At 73.6% G+C, this 20180-nt stretch carries 15 protein-coding genes; 10 read left to right on the plus strand and 5 right to left on the minus strand.

The features are described 5' to 3' along the window. Positions 1-67 precede the first annotated feature (67 nt). The 4 genes from ACIPXM_RS10980 to ACIPXM_RS10995 all read left to right on the plus strand — a co-directional run bounded on the left by ACIPXM_RS10980 (position 68) and on the right by ACIPXM_RS10995 (position 5025). Positions 68-1270, plus strand: a complete 1203-nt coding sequence (locus ACIPXM_RS10980; protein WP_401654323.1) for a bifunctional adenosylcobinamide kinase/adenosylcobinamide-phosphate guanylyltransferase — start codon at positions 68-70, stop codon at positions 1268-1270. Positions 1271-1329: 59 nt separating this feature from the next. Continuing rightward, positions 1330-2421: a nicotinate-nucleotide--dimethylbenzimidazole phosphoribosyltransferase gene (gene cobT, locus ACIPXM_RS10985; protein WP_401654325.1), complete on the plus strand. Its 1092-nt coding sequence runs from the start codon at positions 1330-1332 to the stop codon at positions 2419-2421. A gap of 127 nt (positions 2422-2548) precedes the next feature. Continuing rightward, positions 2549-4309, plus strand: coding sequence for a phosphatidylglycerol lysyltransferase domain-containing protein (locus tag ACIPXM_RS10990; RefSeq protein ID WP_401654327.1), 1761 nt, complete (start codon positions 2549-2551; stop codon positions 4307-4309). Beyond that, positions 4306-5025 (plus strand): hypothetical protein, encoded by a 720-nt coding sequence (locus ACIPXM_RS10995; RefSeq protein ID WP_401654329.1) that lies wholly within the window; start codon positions 4306-4308, stop codon positions 5023-5025. The genes ACIPXM_RS10990 and ACIPXM_RS10995 overlap by 4 nt, the downstream gene beginning before the upstream one ends. Here the strand turns inward: ACIPXM_RS10995 and ACIPXM_RS11000 are convergent. Next, complete coding sequence (locus tag ACIPXM_RS11000; protein WP_401654331.1) at positions 4962-5729, minus strand: hypothetical protein; 768 nt, start codon at positions 5727-5729, stop codon at positions 4962-4964. The genes ACIPXM_RS10995 and ACIPXM_RS11000 overlap by 64 nt on opposite strands. Before the next feature lie 87 nt (positions 5730-5816). Between ACIPXM_RS11000 and ACIPXM_RS11005 the strand changes: the two genes are divergently transcribed. Together ACIPXM_RS11005 and ACIPXM_RS11010 are read left to right on the plus strand one after the other, a co-directional pair. Beyond that, positions 5817-6581 (plus strand): adenosylcobinamide-GDP ribazoletransferase, encoded by a 765-nt coding sequence (locus tag ACIPXM_RS11005; protein WP_401654333.1) that lies wholly within the window; start codon positions 5817-5819, stop codon positions 6579-6581. Positions 6582-6681: 100 nt separating this feature from the next. Beyond that, a complete protein-coding gene (locus ACIPXM_RS11010; protein ID WP_401654335.1) occupies positions 6682-7875 on the plus strand; it encodes a hypothetical protein in 1194 nt (397 codons plus the stop codon). Positions 7876-7912: 37 nt separating this feature from the next. Here the strand turns inward: ACIPXM_RS11010 and ACIPXM_RS11015 are convergent, their stop codons facing one another. The 4 genes from ACIPXM_RS11015 to ACIPXM_RS11030 all read right to left on the minus strand — a co-directional run bounded on the left by ACIPXM_RS11015 (position 7913) and on the right by ACIPXM_RS11030 (position 13794). Further along, the gene (locus tag ACIPXM_RS11015; RefSeq protein ID WP_401654337.1) at positions 7913-8521 is read right to left on the minus strand and encodes a spherulation-specific family 4 protein; all 609 of its coding nucleotides are present in this window, start codon (positions 8519-8521) and stop codon (positions 7913-7915) included. Between the two features lie 10 nt (positions 8522-8531). Beyond that, positions 8532-9935, minus strand: coding sequence for a hypothetical protein (locus ACIPXM_RS11020; protein ID WP_401654339.1), 1404 nt, complete (start codon positions 9933-9935; stop codon positions 8532-8534). Beyond that, positions 9932-11455 carry a GT4 family glycosyltransferase PelF gene (pelF, locus tag ACIPXM_RS11025; RefSeq protein WP_401654341.1) on the minus strand — a complete coding sequence of 508 codons (1524 nt, stop codon included), beginning with the start codon at positions 11453-11455 and terminating at the stop codon, positions 9932-9934. The genes ACIPXM_RS11020 and pelF overlap by 4 nt, the downstream gene beginning before the upstream one ends. 131 nt (positions 11456-11586) lie before the next feature. Next, positions 11587-13794, minus strand: a complete 2208-nt coding sequence (locus ACIPXM_RS11030; RefSeq protein ID WP_401654343.1) for a hypothetical protein — start codon at positions 13792-13794, stop codon at positions 11587-11589. Between the two features lie 301 nt (positions 13795-14095). Here ACIPXM_RS11030 and ACIPXM_RS11035 point away from each other — a divergent pair, with 301 nt between their 5' ends. The 4 genes from ACIPXM_RS11035 (at position 14096) to ACIPXM_RS11050 (ending at position 20166) form a co-directional block, all read left to right on the plus strand. After that, positions 14096-15604: a leucyl aminopeptidase gene (locus ACIPXM_RS11035; protein WP_401654345.1), complete on the plus strand. Its 1509-nt coding sequence runs from the start codon at positions 14096-14098 to the stop codon at positions 15602-15604. A gap of 449 nt (positions 15605-16053) precedes the next feature. Further along, on the plus strand, positions 16054-17442 hold the full coding sequence (gene lpdA / locus ACIPXM_RS11040; protein WP_401654347.1) for a dihydrolipoyl dehydrogenase: 1389 nt from the start codon (positions 16054-16056) through the stop codon (positions 17440-17442). A gap of 63 nt (positions 17443-17505) precedes the next feature. Continuing rightward, complete coding sequence (gene sucB / locus ACIPXM_RS11045) at positions 17506-19254, plus strand: 2-oxoglutarate dehydrogenase, E2 component, dihydrolipoamide succinyltransferase (protein ID WP_401654349.1); 1749 nt, start codon at positions 17506-17508, stop codon at positions 19252-19254. Between the two features lie 288 nt (positions 19255-19542). After that, a complete protein-coding gene (locus ACIPXM_RS11050) occupies positions 19543-20166 on the plus strand; it encodes a GntR family transcriptional regulator (protein ID WP_401654351.1) in 624 nt (207 codons plus the stop codon). Positions 20167-20180: the final 14 nt, after the last annotated feature.

Consider the following 20180-nt stretch of genomic DNA (forward strand, 5'->3'; position numbering starts at 1 on the left):
TGATCGGTTTCCTGCCCGCAGCGTAGCCGGGCGCGCACCCCTCGCGGGGGCGCGGGAGGATCTAGGGGTGGAACTGACTCTGCTCGGCACCGGTGCCCCCCTCGGACTCCCCCGGCCCGGCTGCCCCTGCGCGGTGTGCGCGGTGTCCCGTGGGGAGCGGGCGCGGGCGGCGACCTCGTTGTTGGTGGACGGGGCGCTGCTGCTCGACCTGACGCCGGGTGCGGCGCTCGCGGCGGCCCGGTCGGGCCACTCGTTGGTGGGGGTGCGGCAGGTGTTGCTGACGCATCCGCACGACGGGCCCGCGGTGGAGCTGCCCGCGGGGCTGCCGGCGGCGGGGCGGGTGCCGGACGGCCGGGAGTTGACGCTGATCAGCGGGCACACGGTGCGGGCGGTGCCGATGGACGCGCCGGGGACCGGGTACGAGGTGGTGTCGGCGGAGGGTGAGCGGTTGCTGTATCTGCCGCCGGGCGGGGCTCCGGCGGGGCTGCCGGACGGGGGGCGGCCGCCGTACGACATGGTGCTGCTGGATGTGACGGGGCGGCCGGACGCGCTCGCGCGGTTGCGGGCGGCGGGGGCGGTGGGCGCGGGGACGGATGTGGTGGCGGTGCATCTGGATCATGACGCGCCGGCGGGGGCGGAGCTGGACCGGCGGCTGGCGGCGGCGGGGGCGCGGGCGGTGCCGGACGGGACGACGTTGTACGTGGGTGAGTATCACGCGGTGCCGGATGTGCCGCTGCGGACGCTGGTGACGGGTGGGGCGCGGTCGGGGAAGTCGGTGGAGGCGGAGCGGCGGCTTGAGACGTTCCCCGACGTGCTGTACGTGGCGACGGGCGGGGTGCGCGGGGGCGACGAGGAGTGGGCGGACCGGGTGCGGCTGCACCGGGAGCGGCGGCCGGGGTCGTGGCGTACGGCGGAGACGACGGATCTGGTGCCGTTGCTGGCGGCGGAGGGGCCGCCGGTGCTGGTGGACTGTCTGTCGTTGTGGCTGACGGACGCGATGGACGCGGTGGGGGCGTGGGACGACGAGGTGTGGGGGTCGGGGGGCCGGGAGGCGTTGGCGGAGCGGGTGGCGGCGTTGGTGGCGGCGGTGCGGGCGACGCGGCGGCGGGTGGTGGCGGTGACGAACGAGGTGGGTTCGGGGGTGGTGCCGGCGACGGCGTCGGGGCGGCGGTTCCGGGACGAGCTGGGGCGGTTGAACGCGGCGTTCGCGGCGGAGTGCGAGGAAGTGCTTCTGGTGGTGGCGGGGCAGGCGTTGGTGCTGCGCGGGTAGGGTGCGAGCGACCGATGTGTGCGTGCCCACCAGCGTTTGATGCCTAGGCGGAAGCAACCTTGAACCTCGACGACTTCTCCGATCTGATCGAGCGCCCCGACGGGGGGATACGGCGTGACGCCGAGGAGCGCAGGGAGCGGCTGACTGTCCGCCCGGGTGCGCTGGGGCGGCTCGACGAGCTGGGTGAGTGGCTGGCGGCGGCGCAGGGTGCCGTGCCGGTGCGGCCGGTGGTGGCGCCGAAGGTGGTGCTGTTCGCGGGTGACCACGGGGTGGCGTCGCTCGGGGTGTCCGGGCGGGCGGCCGGTGGTGGTCATGAGCTGGTGCGGGCGGTGCTCGACGGGGTGAGCCCGGTGGCGGTGCTGGCGCGGGCGCAGGACGTGCCGGTGCGGGTGGTGGACGCGGGTCTCGACTGTGATCCGGGGCTGTTGCCTGCGGAGGTGTCGCGGCGGCGGGTGCGGCGGGGTTCGGGCCGGATCGACGTGGAGGACGCGCTGACGGCCGATGAGGCGTTGGCGGCGTTGGAGCTGGGGATCGCGGTCGCCGACGAGGAGGCGGATTCGGGCACCGATCTGGTGGTGCTCGGTGATCTGAGCGTGGGTGGTACGACTCCGGCGGCGGTGCTGATCGCGGCGCTGTGCGGGACGGACGCGTCGGTGGTGACGGGTCGGGGCGGCGCGGGGATCGACGATCTGGCGTGGATGCGCAAGTGTGCGGCGGTGCGGGACGCGCTGCGGCGGGCCCGGCCCGCGCTGGGTGATCAGCTGGAGCTGCTGGCGGCGGTGGGCGGCGCGGATCTGGCGGCGACGACGGGTTTCCTGTTGCAGGCGTCGGTGCGGCGGCTGCCGGTGCTGCTCGACGGTGTGGTGGGTGCGGCGTGTGCGCTGGTGGCGCAGCGGGCCGCGTTCCGGGCGCCGGACTGGTGGCTGGCGGGTCAGGTGAGCGGGGAGCCGGCGCAGGCGAAGGCTTTGGACCGGATGGCGCTCAACCCTTTGCTGGATCACGGCGTCACTGTGGGCGAGGGAACCGGGGCGTTGCTCGCGCTTCCTCTCGTCCGGGCCGCCGCCGCGTTGGCGGCGGAGCTGCCCGAGCGGCCGGAGCCGACCATTCCGGCCGAGGGGGCGGCCGCTTCGGCCGTGGACGGGGAGAGCTGAGCCGCTAGGGCCTGTCTGGTGGATCGGGCCCTGGCATGGCGTCGGGTGCTTCGGCCGGTCCGCCACGCGGGCGCGGTCGCATCCGGCGGGCAGCCATGCGAAGCGATGCCCCATATGATCGCTTTTCATGGGAGAGGTCCGTTTGTCCAGCGAGGGAGTGCCCCAGAGCACGGTCCGGTCGCGGCGGAGCGCCGCGTTCGCCGTCTGGTATCTGCGGGTCGTCACGTTCATCAACTTCCTGAGCGCCGTCTGGGTGTCGTTCGGCCAGGACCTGCGCAGGCACAACGAGGACGACTACTTCACCCCGTACCTGCTGACGGCGGGTTTCGCGTCGGGTGTGTTCACGCTGTTCCTGGCGATCACCATGCGCCGCCGCAAGCGGGCGGCGTGGATCCTGAACTTCGTGCTCAGCGGCCTTTTCCTGCTGCTGTTCGCGCTGGTGATGCTGTTCCCGGAGATCCGGGCGCATGCGCAGAACTGGGTGTCGCTGGTCCTGACGGCCGCGTTCGTGCTGGCGCTGCTGCTCGGCCGCAAGGAGTTCTACGCGAAGGGTGACCGCTCCAACCCGCTGGCGGCGGTCGTCGCGGCGGTCGGCGGGCTGCTCGTCACCTCGCTGCTCGCGGCGGCCCTGGTCACCTGGACGAACACCTCGACGGGGCACTCGACCTTCCTGGAGCGCTGGCGGTACGGCGTGATGCGCCTGGTCACGCTGGCGGCGGACGACTCCCGCTTCCCGGGCATCGCCACGCCGGGCTGGGTGGACGTCGTGATCAACGTGATGTCGACGGCGCTGCTGTTCGCGGTGCTGTTCGCCGCGTTCAAGTCGCGGCGCGCGGTGGACCCGCTGACCGAGGACGACGAGGACAAGCTGCGGACGCTGCTCGACAAGCACGGCGACCGGGACTCGCTCGGCTACTTCTCGCTGCGCCGGGAGAAGAGCGTGGTGTGGTCGCCGAGCGAGAAGGCGGCGGTGGTCTACCGGGTGGTCGGCGGCGTGTCGCTGGCGTCGGGCGACCCGATCGGCGACCCGGAGGCGTGGCCGGGGGCGATCGACCCGTGGCTGGCGGAGGCCCGTGAGCACGGCTGGATCCCGGCGGTGATGGGCGCGAGCGAGGAGGCCGGGACGATCTACGCCCGGCACGGTCTCGACGCCCTGGAGCTGGGCGACGAGGCGATCGTGGAGACCGACGAGTTCACCATCGACGGGCGGGCCATGCGGACCGTGCGGCAGGCGTTCAACCGGGTGAAGCGGGCCGGGTACGAGGTGCGGATCCGGCGGCACGAGGACATTCCGGCCGACGAGATGGACGAGCTGCTGCGCAAGGCCGACGACTGGCGCGACGGCGCCACCGAGCGCGGTTTCTCGATGGCGCTGGGCCGCCTCGGCGATCCGCGCGACGGGCGCTGCGTGATGCTGGAGTGCTCGGACGCGGCCGGTGAGCTGCGGGCGGTGCTCTCCTTCGTGCCGTGGGGCCCGAAGGGGCTCTCGCTCGACCTGATGCGCCGTGACCGGGACTCCGAGAACGGCCTGATGGAGTTCATGGTCATCGAGCTGCTGCAGCGCGCGAAGGAGATCGGGATCACTCAGGTCTCGCTGAACTTCGCGATGTTCCGGTCCGTCTTCGAACGCGGCTCGAAGCTCGGGGCGGGGCCCGTGCTGCGGATGTGGCGTTCGCTGCTCAGTTTCTTCTCCCGCTGGTGGCAGATCGAGTCGCTGTACCGCGCCAACGCCAAGTACCGACCGATCTGGGAGCCCCGATTCATGCTCTTCGAGAAGAGCGCCGACCTGCTGCGGATCGGCCTCGCCGCCGGCCGCGCCGAGGGCTTCCTGGAGGCCCCGGGACTGCCGAAGTGGCTGCACCGCAAGCACCTGGAGGGCCGGCGTTGAGCGGGACCCTGAAGGGGTTCGCGCGACGCGAGTGGGGTCCACTGTTCGGCACCGTACGGTCGGCGCTGGCCGCCCGGCGCTGGCGGGCGATCCCGATGACCCTGGCCGCGGTGTGCCTGACCGCCGTCTTCCAGATCGTGCAGAACCAGGACTGGGGCTACCAGCTGGTCCAGGACATCGGCTCGGTGCGGGCCGAGGACCCGCTGGGCCCGGCCCTGCTGCGTACCCCGCTGTCGTTGTTCGTCCCCGCGCTCGACCTGCCGGTATGGGGCGCGCTGGCGCAGATCCTGCTGGTGTTCGGGATCGCCGAGATCTGTCTCGGCCGGTGGCGGACGCTGGGCCTGGCGTATCTGGCGACGCTGGCCGGGACGCTGTACGCCCGGGTCGGCATCGCGCTCGGCCCGGACAACCCCCTCGGGCTGCCCGCCTCGGACGCGCGGGTGGTGGACACCGGCCCGTCGGCGGCGGTGGTCGGCCTCGCGGTGTACGTGTGCTGGCGCTACCGGGCCCGCTGGACCGGCGCCCTGGTGGTCGTCGCGATGGTGGTCGAGGTGCTGATCAAGAACAACCTGGCGGGCAAGGAGCACCTGGCGGCGATCGCCGCGGTGCTGCTCGTGATCGCCGTCCAGGAGTGGCGGGAGCGCCGGGCCGGTCAGCGCGGCGGCGTCGGGCCGCGGCCCGGGACCCGTTCCTGGAAGCCGCCGATCAGGTCCTGAGCCTTGCGCCGCACCCGTACCCAGCGCTTGTCGTGCCGGTAGGTACGGATCCGGGACCGGGCCCTGGCCCGGTGCCGGTGGGTGTAGAGGCGGCGGGCCCACCAGGAGCCGGGGCGGGCAAGCCGGACGGCGCCGACGATGGCGACGAACGGCACCAGGGTGCCGATCACGGCCATCCGGAACTTGCCCTTCATGAGGGCGACGAGCACGAACAGGAAGTTGACCGCGAGGGTCAGGATGAACGAGACCCGGTCCTGGCGCTCCTCCGACGACAGGTCGTCGACGCCGAGCGGCGAGAACCCGGCGAGGGTGAGCAGCACGAGGGCGGCGGTGAGGACGACGACCTCGACGCTCTGGCGGCCCGCGTCGGTCCAGTAGACGTCGTCGAGGTGCAGGATCAGCGCGAACTCGTCGAGGACGAGCCCGGCGCCGATGCCGAACACCACGGCGAAGACGGCGGCGCCCGGTCCGTGCCGTCCGCTGCCGACGGCGCCGAAGCCGCCGAGGACGGTGAGGACGACGCCCGGCACCACATGGTGGATGTGCAGGCCGCCGGAGGAGACGTTGCGGAACGGGCCCTTGCCCGCCCGGATCAGCCGGGTGATCGTCCGGGTGACCAGAAAGGTCAGCACGAAGGAGGTCAGGGCCAGGAACATCGGGAGCTTCCCGGGTTCGAGAATGTTGCGCGAGAACCAGTGACCCATGCCACCCTCTGCCGATCGGTCCGGTTTCCGAAGGATCTGACGGTATGAACAATTTAGCGTCCGCTCCGTGGCACTACCCTTCCGCGGATGGACGGCCTGCGTTTCGCCTTCGGCACCCTCACGGTGCTCCCCGCCCGCATCACCCGCTGGGACCGTGACGCGGCCCGCGCCGGGATGCTCTGCGCCCCGCTCGCGGGCCTGGTCGTCGGCCTGTTCGCGGCCGCGGTCGGCGGAGTGTTCCTGCTGCTCGGCGCGGGCCCGCTGCTGGCCGCCGTCCTGACCGTCGCCGTGCCCGCCGCGCTCACCCGGGGCCTCCACCTGGACGGCCTCGCCGACACCGCGGACGGCCTCGGCAGCGCGAAGCCCGCGGCGGACGCGCTGCGCATCATGAAGCAGTCGGACATCGGTCCGTTCGGGGTCATCACCCTGGCCGTGGCACTGCTCGCCCAGGTGGCGGCGCTCGCGGAGCTGTACGGGGAGGGCTGGGCGTACGGCACGGTCGGCGCCGCCCTGTCGGCGACCGTGGCCCGCCTCGCCCTCACCCTCGCCTCCCGCGAGGGCGTCCCGGCGGCCCGCCCGGAGGGCCTCGGCGCGATCGTCGCGTCCACCGTCCCGCGCCGCGCCGCCGCCCTCACCACCCTCCCGGTCCTCGCCCTGGCCGCGGCGGCGGGCGCGCTGACCTCCCCGTGGGACGCGCTGCGGCTGCCGCTGGTGCTGGTGGCGGCCCTTGGGGTGGCGGAGCTGGTGCTGCGGCGGTGTGTGCGGCGGTTCGGCGGGGTGACGGGGGATGTGTTCGGGGCGGTGGAGGAGGTGGCGGTGACGGTGGCGTTGGTGGGGCTGACGCTGGGGTGAGGGCGCGGTGCCGGGCCCGGACCGCCGCCCCGGCCGGCCGGAGGCCGTTTCGTGACCGGCCACGGGGCAACCAACCGCCCCCCTCACCTGTCATGTACGCATGATCACCTCTCGCTTAGCGACCGTCGTCGGCGCGCTCGCCGTCTCGGCCCTGGCCCTCACCGCGTGCACCGGCGGCGGTACCGCCGCCCCGGCACCGACGGCGTCCAGGCACCCCGTGTTCGACCAGCGGCTCGACCGTCAGTTGCTCCACGCGGTGCGCCAGACCCAGCGGGCCCGCACCACGGCCTTCACACAGCGGCTGACCTTCACCTCGGCCAAGGGCGACGCGGTGCAGACGATGAGCGGCCGGATGGACTTCGACGGGCGCCGCGGGCAGACCACGGTGGCCTGGCGGACCCCGCCCGCCCTGGCCAAGCCGACCCGGGACGCCCTGGTCGGCAGCACCGCGGTCAACGGCTCCGGCGCCGCCTCGGGCTCCTACCTCGTCGACAGCCGGCAGATCCACTACCGGGCCGCGTCCGCCGGCTACTGGATCCGCTACACCTCGGCCGACACCCTGGACGGCGAGGCGAGCGATCCGCTGGAGCACCTGCGCGGTGTCGAGGCGCCCATCGGGGGCACGCTCCTGGAATCCCTCGGCTCCGCGACGGCGACCGGTCGGACCGACTCCCCCACGGGCCACGAGTACCGGGCCGGGCTGCCGCTGACCTCGCTGCCCGCACTGTTCCCCAAGGACCTCCGGCCGCACTTGGACGTGGCCGCGCTCAGCTCCGTCCACGGCAAGCCCGTGCCGCTCACCGTCTCCGTGGACGGCCAGGGCCGGATCACCCGGGCCCGGGCCGAGCTGACCCCGGTGCTCAGGAAGGACGGCCCGCTCGGCGGCTTCACCGGCCTGACCGTGGAACTGAACCTCACCGGCCCCGGCCAGTCCCCGCCGACGACCGCCCCCGACGGCCCGGTCCGCACGGCCGCCGGGGACGTGGCGCCGCTCCGGGACGTCCGGGACGGCGGCTGCGTGGACTTCGCGACCGGCCAGCGGCTGGCGTACATCGTCGTACGGGTGTCCTGCGCCGGCCGGCACGACGCCCGCGTGCTCGCCCAGATCCCGCTGCGGGCCGGTGCGGACGCCGCCGAGACCCAGCGGCGGGCGGACATCGCCTGCGCGCTGGCCCGCGACACGGTCCGGCCCGGCTGGCTCCCGAAGGGCGCGCCCGTGTGGGCCTGGTGGACGAGCGAAGGGCAGGGCGGGTCCGGCAAGGACCGGGTGACCTGTTACAGCGGCACCCGCTGACCCGGCACCCGGACCGACCCGTCCTGGCCCGGCCCCCTCACCCCACCGCGTACGGCAGCGTCCCCCACGGATGCGCCCCCGCCCCCGGCACCACACAGTGCACCGGCGTCCTCGGCAGGACCTCGGGCGGCGCCCCGTACACCAGGTGGCAGTAGTGGTCCGCGACCGGCAGGTCGAGGGCCCGGTAGGCGTCCCAGGGGCCCTCGAAGGTGACCAGGAGGTCGGCGAGGGCCTCGTAGCCGGGGGCCGGGTGGGTGCCGTGGTTGAAGACCAGGGTGCGGGCGCCGGAGGCGCGGGCCGCGACGGTGAGGCGGCGGTAGTGGGGCAGCGCCTCGGGGGCGGTCGGGACCTGGTCGAGGAAGGCGCCGTCCGCGCCGTACCAGTCGCGGTGGCGGACCAGGTCGGCGACCACCTCGGCGTGCGGGCGGCGGCCGTAGTCGGTGTCCGCGTAGCCGAGCACCCGCGTCCCGGCCGCCCGCAGCCGCGCGGCGACCGCCGTGAACGCCGGGTCGGCGGCGTGGCCCGCGCCGCTCGCCGGGTTGAGGACCACCCCGTACAGGCCGGGGGCGGCCGCGACGACGGCGGCCCACTCGGCGGGGCGGTCGGCGGGATGCTCGTAGAACGGCACGAGCAGCGAAGGGTTCACGGTCACATCCCTAGGCGCGGTGGGCGGTCGGGCGGGCGAGCAGCACGCGGGTGAGAACGCACAGCACGGCCGCCGCCGCGCCCGCGGCGAGCGGTCCGGCGGCCGGGGCGAGGGCCTGGGCGGCGGCGGCCAGCAGGCAGACGGCCGCCGCGCTCGCGACCGCGCCGAACGACTGCAGCAGCAGCCCCAGCCACAGCACCGCCCCGATCAGCAGCAGCGAGGCGACCCGGGGCGCGGTGACGGCGGCCGCGCCCGGCCAGAGCAGGGCGGCGGTGACGGTGAGGGCGAGCAGCACCGCGAGGTAGCCGCCGAGACACCGGGCGAGGGTGCCGGTGACGGCGCGCCGGAAGTCGCGGGCGGTGGTCAGCAGCCGCAGCCGGGCCGTACCGGCGGCCCGGAAGCGGTGAAGGAGCCATTCGGCCGGGCCCATGGAGAGGGTGAGCGCGATGATCGCGTCGGCGCCCGCGTACAGCACGAGCAGTCCGCTGCCCAGGCCGAACAGGCCGTACGGGACCGAGCGGGCGAGCGGCGGTCCGCCGCGGCCCCGGGCGGACCCGCCGGGCCGCAGCGCGGCGGCGGCGGTCACGGTGGTGGCGGTGAGGGAGAGCAGGAGCAGCGCGATCCGCAGGGCGTCGGGCAGGTCGAGGCGGAAGGCGGGGACGGCGCCCGCGAGCGGCGTGAGCGCGGCGAGCAGGGCGCGTTCGCGGCCGAGGACGAGCAGGACGGTGGCCGCGCCGAGGTAGAGGGCCTGTCCGGCGCCGAAGAGCACGGCGGGCAGCTCGCCGGGGCCCGCGGCGGCCGTGGCGACGGCGGCTCCGGCGACGGCGCCGGCCGGGGCTCCGGCGGACAGCGCCCAGACGGCGGCCCGCCGGTCGCCGAGGCCGAGCCAGGTGTAGGCGCGGTGGGCGAGGGCCTGGTTCCACACCCAGCCGGTGACCGCCCCGGCGAACAGCGGCACGGTGCCGGGCGGCAGCCCGTACCGGCCGGGTCCGGTGGCGAGCAGCGGGGCGCCGAGGACGTAGCCGAGGCCGGGCAGGGCGAACAGCAGGCCGCGCAGCAGGCAGCCGGGCAGTCCGGTGTGCCAGGGTCCGGCGGCGGGCGGCGCGGGTGCGGGGTGGCGGCGTTCGGTGCGGGCGTAGAGGTCCTCGGCGAGGGCGAAGGAGTCCTGGCGGCCGTAGGTGCGGCGGATGTGGTCGTCGGTCATGCCGTCGGATTCGAGGATCGCGGCTATCTCGTCGGGGTGGACGGCGGTTGCCGCGAGGGTGTCGAGCCGGTCGGCGAGTTCGTCGAGGGGGTCGGCGGCGAGCACCGCTCCCCCGCCGTCGGGTGTGCGGGGTCCGGTGCGCTGCCGGGGGACGGCCGGGAGGGTGTCGCCGGTCGCCGCGCCGGGTCTGAGCCAGAGCGAGCCGCTCATGCCGGGACACCTCCGCCCACCAGGGTGCGGCCCGGGACGGCGGCGGCCGGTCCGCGGGGCGCGGGCCCGGCGGGCGTGGGCCGTTCGGGTCCGGGCCGGGTGCCGAGTTCGAGGTAGATGCGGCGGAAGCCGTCGACCGAGCGGTGCAGGGTGAACCGGTCGACGACCCGCTGCCGGGCCCGGCGGGCCAGTTCGGCGCGCCGGGCGTGGTCGCGGAGGAGTTCGGTGGTGGCGGCGGCCATCATGGCGGGTTCGCGGGGCGGGACGACGAGGCCGGTGTCGCCGACGGCCTCGCGGACGCCGCCGACGTCGGTGGAGACGGTGGCCCGGCCGCAGGACATGGCCTCGATGAGGGAGAACGGGAAGCCCTCGCTGATCGAGGAGAGCATCACCACGTTCCCGGCGGCGTAGGCCCCGGCGACGTCGGTGGTGCGGCCCTCGAAGGTGACGCCGTCGGCGACGCCGAGTTCGGCGGCGAGCTTCTCCAGCCGGGTGCGGTGGTCCTCGTTGCCCGCCGGGACGGGGCCGAAGAGCCGCAGCCTGAGCTCGGGGAGTTCGGCGCGGCAGATGGCGTACGCCCGGATCAGGGTGGCCAGGTCCTTGATGGGGTCGACCCGGCCGACCCAGCTGAGGGTGGGGGTCTCGGGTTCGGGTCCGGCCCACGGGAAGGCGGCGGGGTCGACGCCGTTGTAGACGGTGCGGATGCGGTCGGCGGGGGCGCCGCCGCGCTCCTCCCAGCGCCGGTTGTACTGGTTGCAGGGGGTGATGAGGTCGGCCTTGCGGTAGCCGAGGGTGTTCAGCTCCCGGTAGAAGCCGAGGAGCAGGGCCTTGACCGGGAAGCGCTGGGCCTCGGTGCGGTAGCCGAGGTAGCGCTCGCGCAGGTAGATGCCGTGTTCGGTGAGCAGGAAGGGTGCTCCTTCGAAGTGCTGGGCGGCGAGCGCGGGCAGCGTGGCGAGGCCGCTGGAGACGGCGTGCGCGACCCGGTCGCCGGGTATCCGGGCGGCGAGCGGGCGCAGCGCGTGTTCGAGGAGGTCGGTGGCGGTGAGGGCGTCGTGGACGGTGGGGTGGGCGGCGAGGGTCGGCAGGTGGGGCATGGTCCAGATCCACATCAGGGAGCGCAGCGCCTCCTCGGAGCGGAGCGCTGCGGTGAGTCCGCCGGTGCGGGCGAGCGCGGCGAGGGCGTAGAGCGCCTCGCCGAAGTCGCAGTGGGCGCCGGGGTCGAGGATGGCGAGCAGGAAGCGTTCGTAGTGGTCGAGGAAGTCGCGGCGGGCCCGGCCGCGCGGGGCGGCCCTGGCCCGTTCGGGGGCGGGGCCCCAGAGCGGGAAGGCGGTGTGGGCGGTGAGGTTGGGCGGCAGCTCCCAGGTGACGGGTTCCCGGCCGTTGCCGGTGAGCGCGAGGACGTGGAAGTCGACCTCGGGCATGCCCCGGATCAGCTGGTCGCACCAGGTGCTGACGCCGCCGTGGACGTGTGGATAGGTGCCTTCGGTGAGCATGGTGACGTGACGGCCACTGCCCGGCATGTGCGTGTCCCCCCGGATACGTGGATGCGGTGCGTGCGGTGCGGTGCGGTACGCGCGGCGCGCGCGGTGCGTGCGGTGCGTGCGGTGCGTGCGGTGCTGACGGGTGATCGGTGCTGAAGGGTGATCGGTGGTCAGCCGGTGGCGGGGAGCTTGACGGTGACGGCGCTCTGGAGGAGTTCGGGCGTGGTCCAGGCGGACCGGGTGCCCGCGTAGGCGGTGCCGAACGCGGCGGTGCCGAGCAGGAGTTGCTTGCGGCTGCCCTCGGGCGCGGTGAGCGGCACGGCGACGCCGGAGGGGGCCTTGACGGTGACGGTGGTGCCGATCCGGTAGGCGGTGACCTGTCCGGCGTCGAGCGCGCGGTCCCAGTCGGCGCGGCGGGCGAGTTCGGTGCCGACGTCCTTCTGACGGGGGTTCACCAGCGGGGTGTTGTCGGCGTAGAGGGCGCGGTAGTCGCCGAGGATCGTGTCGAGGACGGGGTAGAGGAGGCGTTCCTCGGCCAGGTTGGACTGGTGGACGTAGTGCGGCCTGGGGTCGTTGCCGAGGACGTGGCCGAGGGCGGTGCGGGCTTCCTGGGGCACGATGTGGGCGGCGTAGCCGGTGGCCGGGTCGAGCGCGCGGGGCAGGCAGGTGGAGGTGGGGTTGTTCTCGCAGATGCCGCTGCCGCCGTCGGCGCGCGAGGTGTAGATCCAGTTGTACTCGTCGGTCATCTCGGCGGCGGTGCCCACGTTGTAGTAGACGTTCATGGGATGCCGGGGGACGGTCTGCGCGGCGCCCGAGCCGGTGCCGACGGTGCGCTGGGCGGGTTCGCGCGAGTTGTCGCTGGCGGTCCATTTCACGCCGTTCTCGGCGAGGGCGGCGGCCAGGTTGGGGTTGTCGACGGGCTGCTGGGGCAGCGTCTTCAGACCGGAGTGCTCGCCGGTGACGAGTTCGGTGCGGTCGACGGCGATGCCCTTGCCGACGGCCCAGTTGACGTTGTCGCGGATCTGGGCGGAGATCTCGGACCTGCTGGTCCACTTCACGGCGCCCTTGGTGTCCTTGGCGCAGGTCCAGGGGACGGTGGTGGCGTCCTGGACGCAGCCGAGGAAGGGGTGGGTGTAGGTGTGGTTGATCCAGCGGTACTGCGCCCGGTCGGCGATGAGCCGGGCGGCGAGCGGGTCGGTGCCGCCGCCGTTCTCGGTCCTCCACTGCTCGCCCTGGCCGCCGTTGTAGACCATGTCCAGCTGGAAGCCGGAGGTCTTCTGCCAGGCGGCGGCGTAGGCGGCGTCGGCGGCGGTCATCCGGATGGGGCGCTCGCTCTCGCCGTCGCCGCCGACGCAGTCGAGGTCGCCGGGGGTGCAGTTGCGGGCGGTGTCCCAGCGGGCGTCGGGGGCGAACACGTCGTCGACGTGGACGGAGAGGTAGTTGCGGGACTGGCCGAGGTGGACGCCCTGGGTGAGCCATTCGACGATGCCGCGGGCCAGCGCGCGGAACTGCCGCTGGTACGGGTTGTAGGCGAAGGTCACGACGAGTTCGCGGCGCCCGTCGTGGGCGTACTCGCCGATGAGGCTGGCCCGGCCGCCGTCGGCGGTGGGCAGGTCGAGGTAGCTGGTGTAGCCGGGGCGGGGGCGGCCCGCGTAGCCGTAGCTCTCGGAGATCGCGGGGTCGTTGTCCTCGAAGACGAGCGGGCCGCGCAGATCGCGGAAGGGCCCGGCCTGTCCGGCGGGGGTGACCCGGGCGGCGACGCCGTCGAGGACGCCGGACCAGCCGCCCTCCGAGGTGTAGTCGAGACCGACGCCGGGGTGGGCCCAGGTGTAGGCGTCGACCTGCGGGATGCCGAAGGTCTTCTCGTACGCGACGAGCGCGGCCTGTTCGGCGGAGTCGGGTCCGAACACGGCCTCGTGGGGCAGCACCACGCCCTGGTACTTGGCGCGCGGGCGGCCGGTGGCGCTGTCGGCGGGGTCGCTGAGGTAGCCGGCGGTGAGCACGGGCCGGTTCGGGTCGGCGAGGTCGAGCCTGCGGTACGGGATGCCGGAGCCGTCGAGCTCGGCGGTGACGGCCTGGACGGCGCTGCCGCCGTCGTCGACGACGAGGACCGTCAGATCGACCCGGGGCGCGACCGGTTCGGCGGCACCGGCCCGCGCGGACGGCACGACGGTGGCGAGCAGTCCGGCGGCGGCGAGCGTGGCGAGGCGGGCGCCCGCGGTGGTACGGGCCCGGGGCGTCCGGGAGCGGGCGGCGCGGGTGGTGGCGGCGTGCCCGGTGGCGTGTCCGGTGGCGTGTCCGGTGGCGTGTCCGGTGGCGTGTCCGGTGGCGGCTCCGCCCGTACCGGATCGGGACATGCGGGATCGGCTGGAATCCATCGGTGGGTCCCCCCTCGGCGGGCCCGCCCGAGGGGCCGGGCCCGTGGAGATGTGCAGATGAGGCGGAGGACGGTGGGTCGTCCCCGCACGATTGAGGCGAGTGTGAAACGCGACGGTCGGGCCCGGCCCGCAAACCCGAAAGAGACACCACGGATGAGTGAATCAGCGCCGCCGTGAGCGAAAGCGGTGAGCGAGCGTAGGCTCGTTACCGGCGCTCACAGGGCCGAAATACGATGCGGCGGGCACGGTCGGCCCATCCCTCGACCGCCACAGAACTCAACGGAAGCGAGAATTCACCACCGTGACTGCTCTCACTCTCAGCACTGCCGGAGCGGCGACGCTGCGCGCCGACGTCGTCGTCGTCGGTGTCGCCAAGTCCGGAAAGACGCTGGTCGTCGCCCCGGGCGCCGAGGTCGTCGACCAGGCGGTCGACGGGGGCCTGGTCGCCGTCCTGGAGACGCTGGGCGCCACCGGCGCGGAGGGTGAGGCGACCAAGCTGCCCTCCCCCGCGGGTCTGAAGGCCCCCGTCATCCTCGCGGTCGGCCTCGGCACCGCGCCCGAGGACGGCCAGGAGTACGACACCGAGGTGCTGCGCAAGGCCGCCGGTACCGCCGCCCGCGCGCTGCTCGGCGCGAAGAAGGCCGCGTTCGCGCTGCCCGTGGCCACCCCCGAGGCCGTCGTCGCGGTCGGCGAGGGCGCGCTGCTCGGCGCGTACACCTACACCGCGTACCAGGAGAACGGCCTGGGCGGCAAGAAGCCGCTCGGCGAGGCCGCCCTGCTCGGCGCCAAGCCGCGCGACAAGGCGCACAAGGCCGCCGCCGAGCGCGCCATCGCGGTCGCCGAGGAGATGAACCGGGCCCGCGACCTGATCAACCAGCCGCCGAACGACCTGACCCCGGCCGCGTTCGCCACCGCCGTGCAGGCGGCCGGCAAGGAGCACGGCCTCAAGGTCCAGGTCCTCGACGAGAAGGCGCTCGTCAAGGGCGGCTTCGGCGGCATCCTGGGCGTCGGCATCGGCTCGGTGAACCCGCCGCGGCTGGTCCGCGTCGCCTACACCCACCCCAAGGCGGAGAAGACCCTCGCCCTGGTCGGCAAGGGCATCACCTACGACTCGGGCGGCATCTCGCTGAAGCCGGCCGGCCACAACGAGACGATGAAGTGCGACATGAGCGGCGCCGCCGCCGTGTTCGCCACCGTCGTCGCCGCGGCCCGCCTCGGCCTCGCCGTCAACGTCACCGGCTGGCTCGCCCTGGCCGAGAACATGCCGTCCGGCTCCGCCACCCGCCCGGGCGACGTGCTCCGCATGTACAGCGGCAAGACGGTCGAGGTGCTCAACACCGACGCCGAGGGCCGTCTCGTCATGGCCGACGCGCTCACCAAGGCGTCCGAGGAGCAGCCCGACGCGCTCATCGACGTGGCCACCCTCACCGGTGCCATGGTCCTGGCGCTCGGCAACCGCACCTTCGGCATCATGGCCAACGACGACGCCTACCGCACCGCGATCCACGAGACCGCGGACGAGGTCGGCGAGCAGTCCTGGCCGATGCCGCTCCCCGCGGACCTGCGCAAGGGCATGGACTCCCCCACCGCCGACCTGTCCAACATGGGCGAGCGGATGGGCGGCGGCCTGGTCGCCGGTCTGTTCCTGAAGGAGTTCGTCGGCGAGGGCATCACCTGGGCCCACCTCGACATCGCGGGCCCGGCCTTCCACGAGGGCGCGCCCTACGGCTACACCCCGAAGGGCGGCACCGGCTCGGCCGTCCGCACCCTGGTCCGCCTCGCGGAGCGGCACGCCGACGGCGAGATCTGAGCCTTTTGAGGCTCGGCTCACCTCCGGGGTGCTGAAGACGCTGTCGACGGTCGACCGTGCTCGGCCGCTCGTACCTCGCGGCCTGCGCGCGCTCTCCCTTTCGACAGCGCCCGCACCCCTTCGGTTCGCTCGCCCTACGGGTGGGCGAACCGAACCGGGGCCCGACCACTCACCAGCGAACAGCCCCCGGATCACCGATCCGGGGGCTGTTCGCTCGCGACGAAATCCGTCGCGATCAGGCCGCCGGGGCCCCGCCGGTTACCCGGCCGTACGGTCGATCGGGCGTCTCAGAGCCCGGCCCCGCGTCCCGCCTTCCGGCAACAAGTGCGAAGATGGGCCTCGGCAGGACAGGGCCCCCACCACAGGGCCGACACATATGCGGCCGGACACCGAGCCGCCGCCCGGTCACCGAAGACCGGCGACGAGCGCACATGCATGGAGGACGTGACGTGGCGAACGACGCCAGCACCGTTTTCGACCTAGTGATCCTCGGCGGCGGTAGCGGCGGTTACGCCGCGGCGCTGCGCGGAGCGCAGCTGGGCCTGGACGTCGCACTGATCGAGAAGAACAAGCTCGGCGGCACCTGCCTGCACAACGGCTGCATCCCCACGAAGGCCCTGCTCCACGCCGGCGAGGTCGCCGACCAGGCGCGCGAGGCGGAGCAGTTCGGTGTCAAGGCCACCTTCGAGGGCATCGACATCAAGGCCGTGCACAAGTACAAGGACGATGTGATCTCGGGACTCTACAAGGGTCTGCAGGGTCTCGTCGCCTCCCGCAAGGTCACCTACATCGAGGGCACGGGGCACCTGTCCTCCCCGACCTCCGTCGACGTCGACGGCCGCCGGGTCGAGGGCCGCCACGTCCTCCTCGCCACCGGTTCCGTGCCGAAGTCCCTGCCCGGCCTGGAGATCGACGGCAACCGGATCATCACCTCGGACCACGCGCTCACCCTGGACCGGGTGCCGGAGTCCGCGATCATCCTGGGCGGCGGCGTCATCGGCGTCGAGTTCGCCTCGGCGTGGAAGTCCTTCGGCACCGACGTCACCGTCATCGAGGGCATGAAGCACCTCGTGCCGGTCGAGGACGAGAACAGCTCCAAGCTGCTCGAGCGTGCCTTCCGCAAGCGTGGCATCAAGTTCAACCTCGGCACCTTCTTCCAGTCGGCCGAGTACACCGCGAACGGTGTGAAGGTCACCCTGGCGGACGGCAAGACCTTCGAGGCCGAGGTGCTGCTCGTCGCCATCGGCCGCGGCCCGGTCTCCGCCGGTCTCGGCTACGAGGCGCAGGGTGTCGCGATGGACCGCGGCTACGTCCTGGTCGACGAGTACATGCGTACCAACGTGCCGACGATCTCCGCGGTCGGCGACCTGGTCCCGACCCTCCAGCTCGCGCACGTCGGCTTCGCCGAGGGCATCCTGGTGGCGGAGCGGCTGGCCGGTCTGAAGACCGTCCCGATCGACTACGACGGCGTGCCGCGGGTGACGTACTGCCACCCCGAGGTCGCCTCCGTCGGCATCACCGAGGCCAAGGCCAAGGAGATCTACGGCGCGGACAAGGTCGTCGCCCTGAAGTACAACCTCGCGGGCAACGGCAAGAGCAAGATCCTGAAGACCGCGGGCGAGATCAAGCTCGTCCAGGTCAAGGACGGTGCCGTGGTCGGCGTCCACATGGTCGGTGACCGCATGGGCGAGCAGGTCGGCGAGGCGCAGCTGATCTACAACTGGGAGGCGCTGCCGGCCGAGGTCGCGCAGCTCATCCACGCCCACCCGACGCAGAACGAGGCGCTCGGCGAGGCCCACCTGGCCCTGGCCGGCAAGCCTCTGCACTCCCACGACTGACGCTCATCCCGTCATACGGGCGCGACGACCAACTTCCGCAATTCGTTAGGAGCAACTGAAACCATGTCGGTTTCCGTAACCCTGCCGGCGCTCGGCGAGAGCGTCACCGAGGGCACCGTCACCCGCTGGCTCAAGGCCGAGGGTGAGCGTGTCGAGGCCGACGAGCCGCTGCTCGAGGTCTCGACCGACAAGGTCGACACCGAGATCCCCGCCCCCGCCTCGGGCATCCTGGCCTCCATCAAGGTCGCCGAGGACGAGACGGTCGAGGTCGGCGCCGAGCTGGCCATCATCGACGACGGCACGGGCGCCCCCGCGGCCGCTCCGGCGCCCGCCGCCGAGGCCGCTCCGGCTCCGGCCGCCGCCCCGGCCCCGGTCGCCGAGGCCCCGGCCGCCCCGGCCCCGGTCGCCGAGGCCCCGGCCGCCCCGGCGGGCGGTGCCTCCGGCACCGACGTCGTGCTGCCCGCGCTCGGTGAGTCCGTCACCGAGGGCACCGTGACCCGCTGGCTGAAGTCGGTCGGCGAGACCGTCGAGGCCGACGAGCCGCTGCTCGAGGTGTCCACGGACAAGGTCGACACCGAGATCCCCGCCCCCGCCTCCGGCGTTCTCCTGGAGATCGTGGTCGGCGAGGACGAGACCGCCGAGGTCGGCGCCAAGCTCGCCGTCATCGGTGCCGCAGGTGCCGCCCCGGCCGCCGCTCCGGCTCCGGCCGCCCCGGCCCCGGCTCCGGTCGCTGCCCCGGCCCCGGTGGCCGCTCCCGCCCCGGCTCCGGCTCCGGCGCCCGCCCCGGTGGCCCCGGCCGCTCCGGCGCCCGCTCCGGTGGCCGCTCCGGCCCCCGTGGCCGCCGCTCCGGCTCCGGTCGCCCCGGCCGCTCCGGCCGAGGACGGCGCGTACGTGACCCCGCTGGTCCGCAAGCTCGCCACCGAGAACGGTGTCGACCTGGCGGCCGTGCAGGGCTCCGGCGTCGGTGGCCGGATCCGCAAGCAGGACGTGCTCGCCGCCGCCGAGGCCAAGAAGGCCGCCGCCGCTCCGGCGCCGGTCGCCGCCGCCCCGGCCGCGTCCGCGCCGAAGGCCCCGGCCCTCGAGGTCTCCCCGCTGCGCGGTCAGACCGTCAAGATGACCCGCATGCGCAAGGTCATCGGCGACAACATGATGAAGGCGCTGCACGGCCAGGCGCAGCTGTCGTCGGTCGTCGAGGTCGACATCACCAAGCTGATGAAGCTGCGCGCCCGGGCCAAGGACGCGTTCGCGGCCCGTGAGGGCGTCAAGCTGTCCCCGATGCCGTTCTTCGTGAAGGCGGCGGCCCAGGCGCTGAAGGCCCACCCGGTCATCAACGCCCGGATCAACGAGGACGAGGGCACGATCACCTACTTCGACTCCGAGAACATCGGTATCGCGGTGGACTCCGAGAAGGGCCTGATGACCCCGGTCATCAAGGGTGCGGGCGACCTGAACATCGCCGGCATCTCCAAGGCCACGGCCGACCTGGCCGGCAAGGTCCGGGCGAGCAAGATCACCCCGGACGAGCTGGCGGGCGCGACGTTCACGATCTCCAACACGGGTTCGCGTGGCGCGCTCTTCGACACGATCATCGTTCCGCCGAACCAGGTCGCCATCCTGGGCATCGGTGCCACGGTGAAGCGTCCGGCGGTCATCGAGACCGCCGAGGGCACGGTCATCGGCGTGCGCGACATGACCTACCTGACGCTGTCCTACGACCACCGTCTGGTGGACGGCGCGGACGCGGCCCGCTACCTGAGCGCCGTGAAGGCGATCCTGGAGGCCGGCGAGTTCGAGGTCGACCTCGGCCTGTGACGGCACTGGTCCGCGAGGCAACGTAACAAGCCTCACCTGCGGCGCCCCCGCCCGGATGTGTTTCCGGGCGGGGGCGCCGCCGTATTGTCTAAGGGGGTGCCCGGTGGATGAGGGCCGGGTAGGCCGCGGCGTCCGGTGCGGTGCGTCGCAAGGCGCCGGAGCGTCTCGATAGCGGAGCTATCGGGGCGGTTCGGCAACGCGGCGAGGTGCCGTGCCGGGCGTTGCGGCCCCGGCCCTGATCCACCGGGCACCCCCTAGGTGTCAACAGTCTCCGAAGGAGCGGCCTCCATGACCATGCCCGTCGTCCATTCGCTGCGCGAGCAGATCCGCGAGCACATCGTGGAGGGCATCGTCAGCGGGCGCTGGAAGCCGGGCGAGCGGATCGTGGAGCGGCGGATCGCGACGGAGCTGGAGGTGTCGCAGACCCCGGTCCGTGAGGCGCTGCGGGAGCTGGAGTCGCTGCGGCTGATCGAGTCGGCGCCGAACAAGGGCGTCCGGGTGCGCAATCTCACGGCGGCGGACCTGGAGGAGAGCTATCCGGTCCGGGCGGGCCTTGAGCAGATCGCGGCGGAGCTGGCGGCCGGGCGGCTGGCGGTGGACACGACGGCCCTGGAGCCGCACGTGGCGGCGCTGTACGACGCGGACGCGGCCTCGGACGGTACGGCGCAGGTGCGGCACACGGTGGCGTTCCACCGGGAGCTGGTGAAGGCGGCCGGGAACAGCGTGCTGCTGCACACCTGGGAGGGCCTGGGCATCGAGGTGTTCACGGCGCTGTCGATCCGCTGGCTGGGCACGGTGCAGAAGTCGTACGCGGAGGAGCACCAGGAGCTGGTGGAGGCGTTCCGCCGGTCGGACCCGAACATCGGGGCGCTGGTGAAGGCGCATGTCCTGGGGTGCGCGCCGCGGGCGTGAGACACCGTTGCGGG

Source organism: Streptomyces sp. NPDC090025 (assembly GCF_044748125.1).
GTDB lineage: Bacteria > Actinomycetota > Actinomycetes > Streptomycetales > Streptomycetaceae > Streptomyces.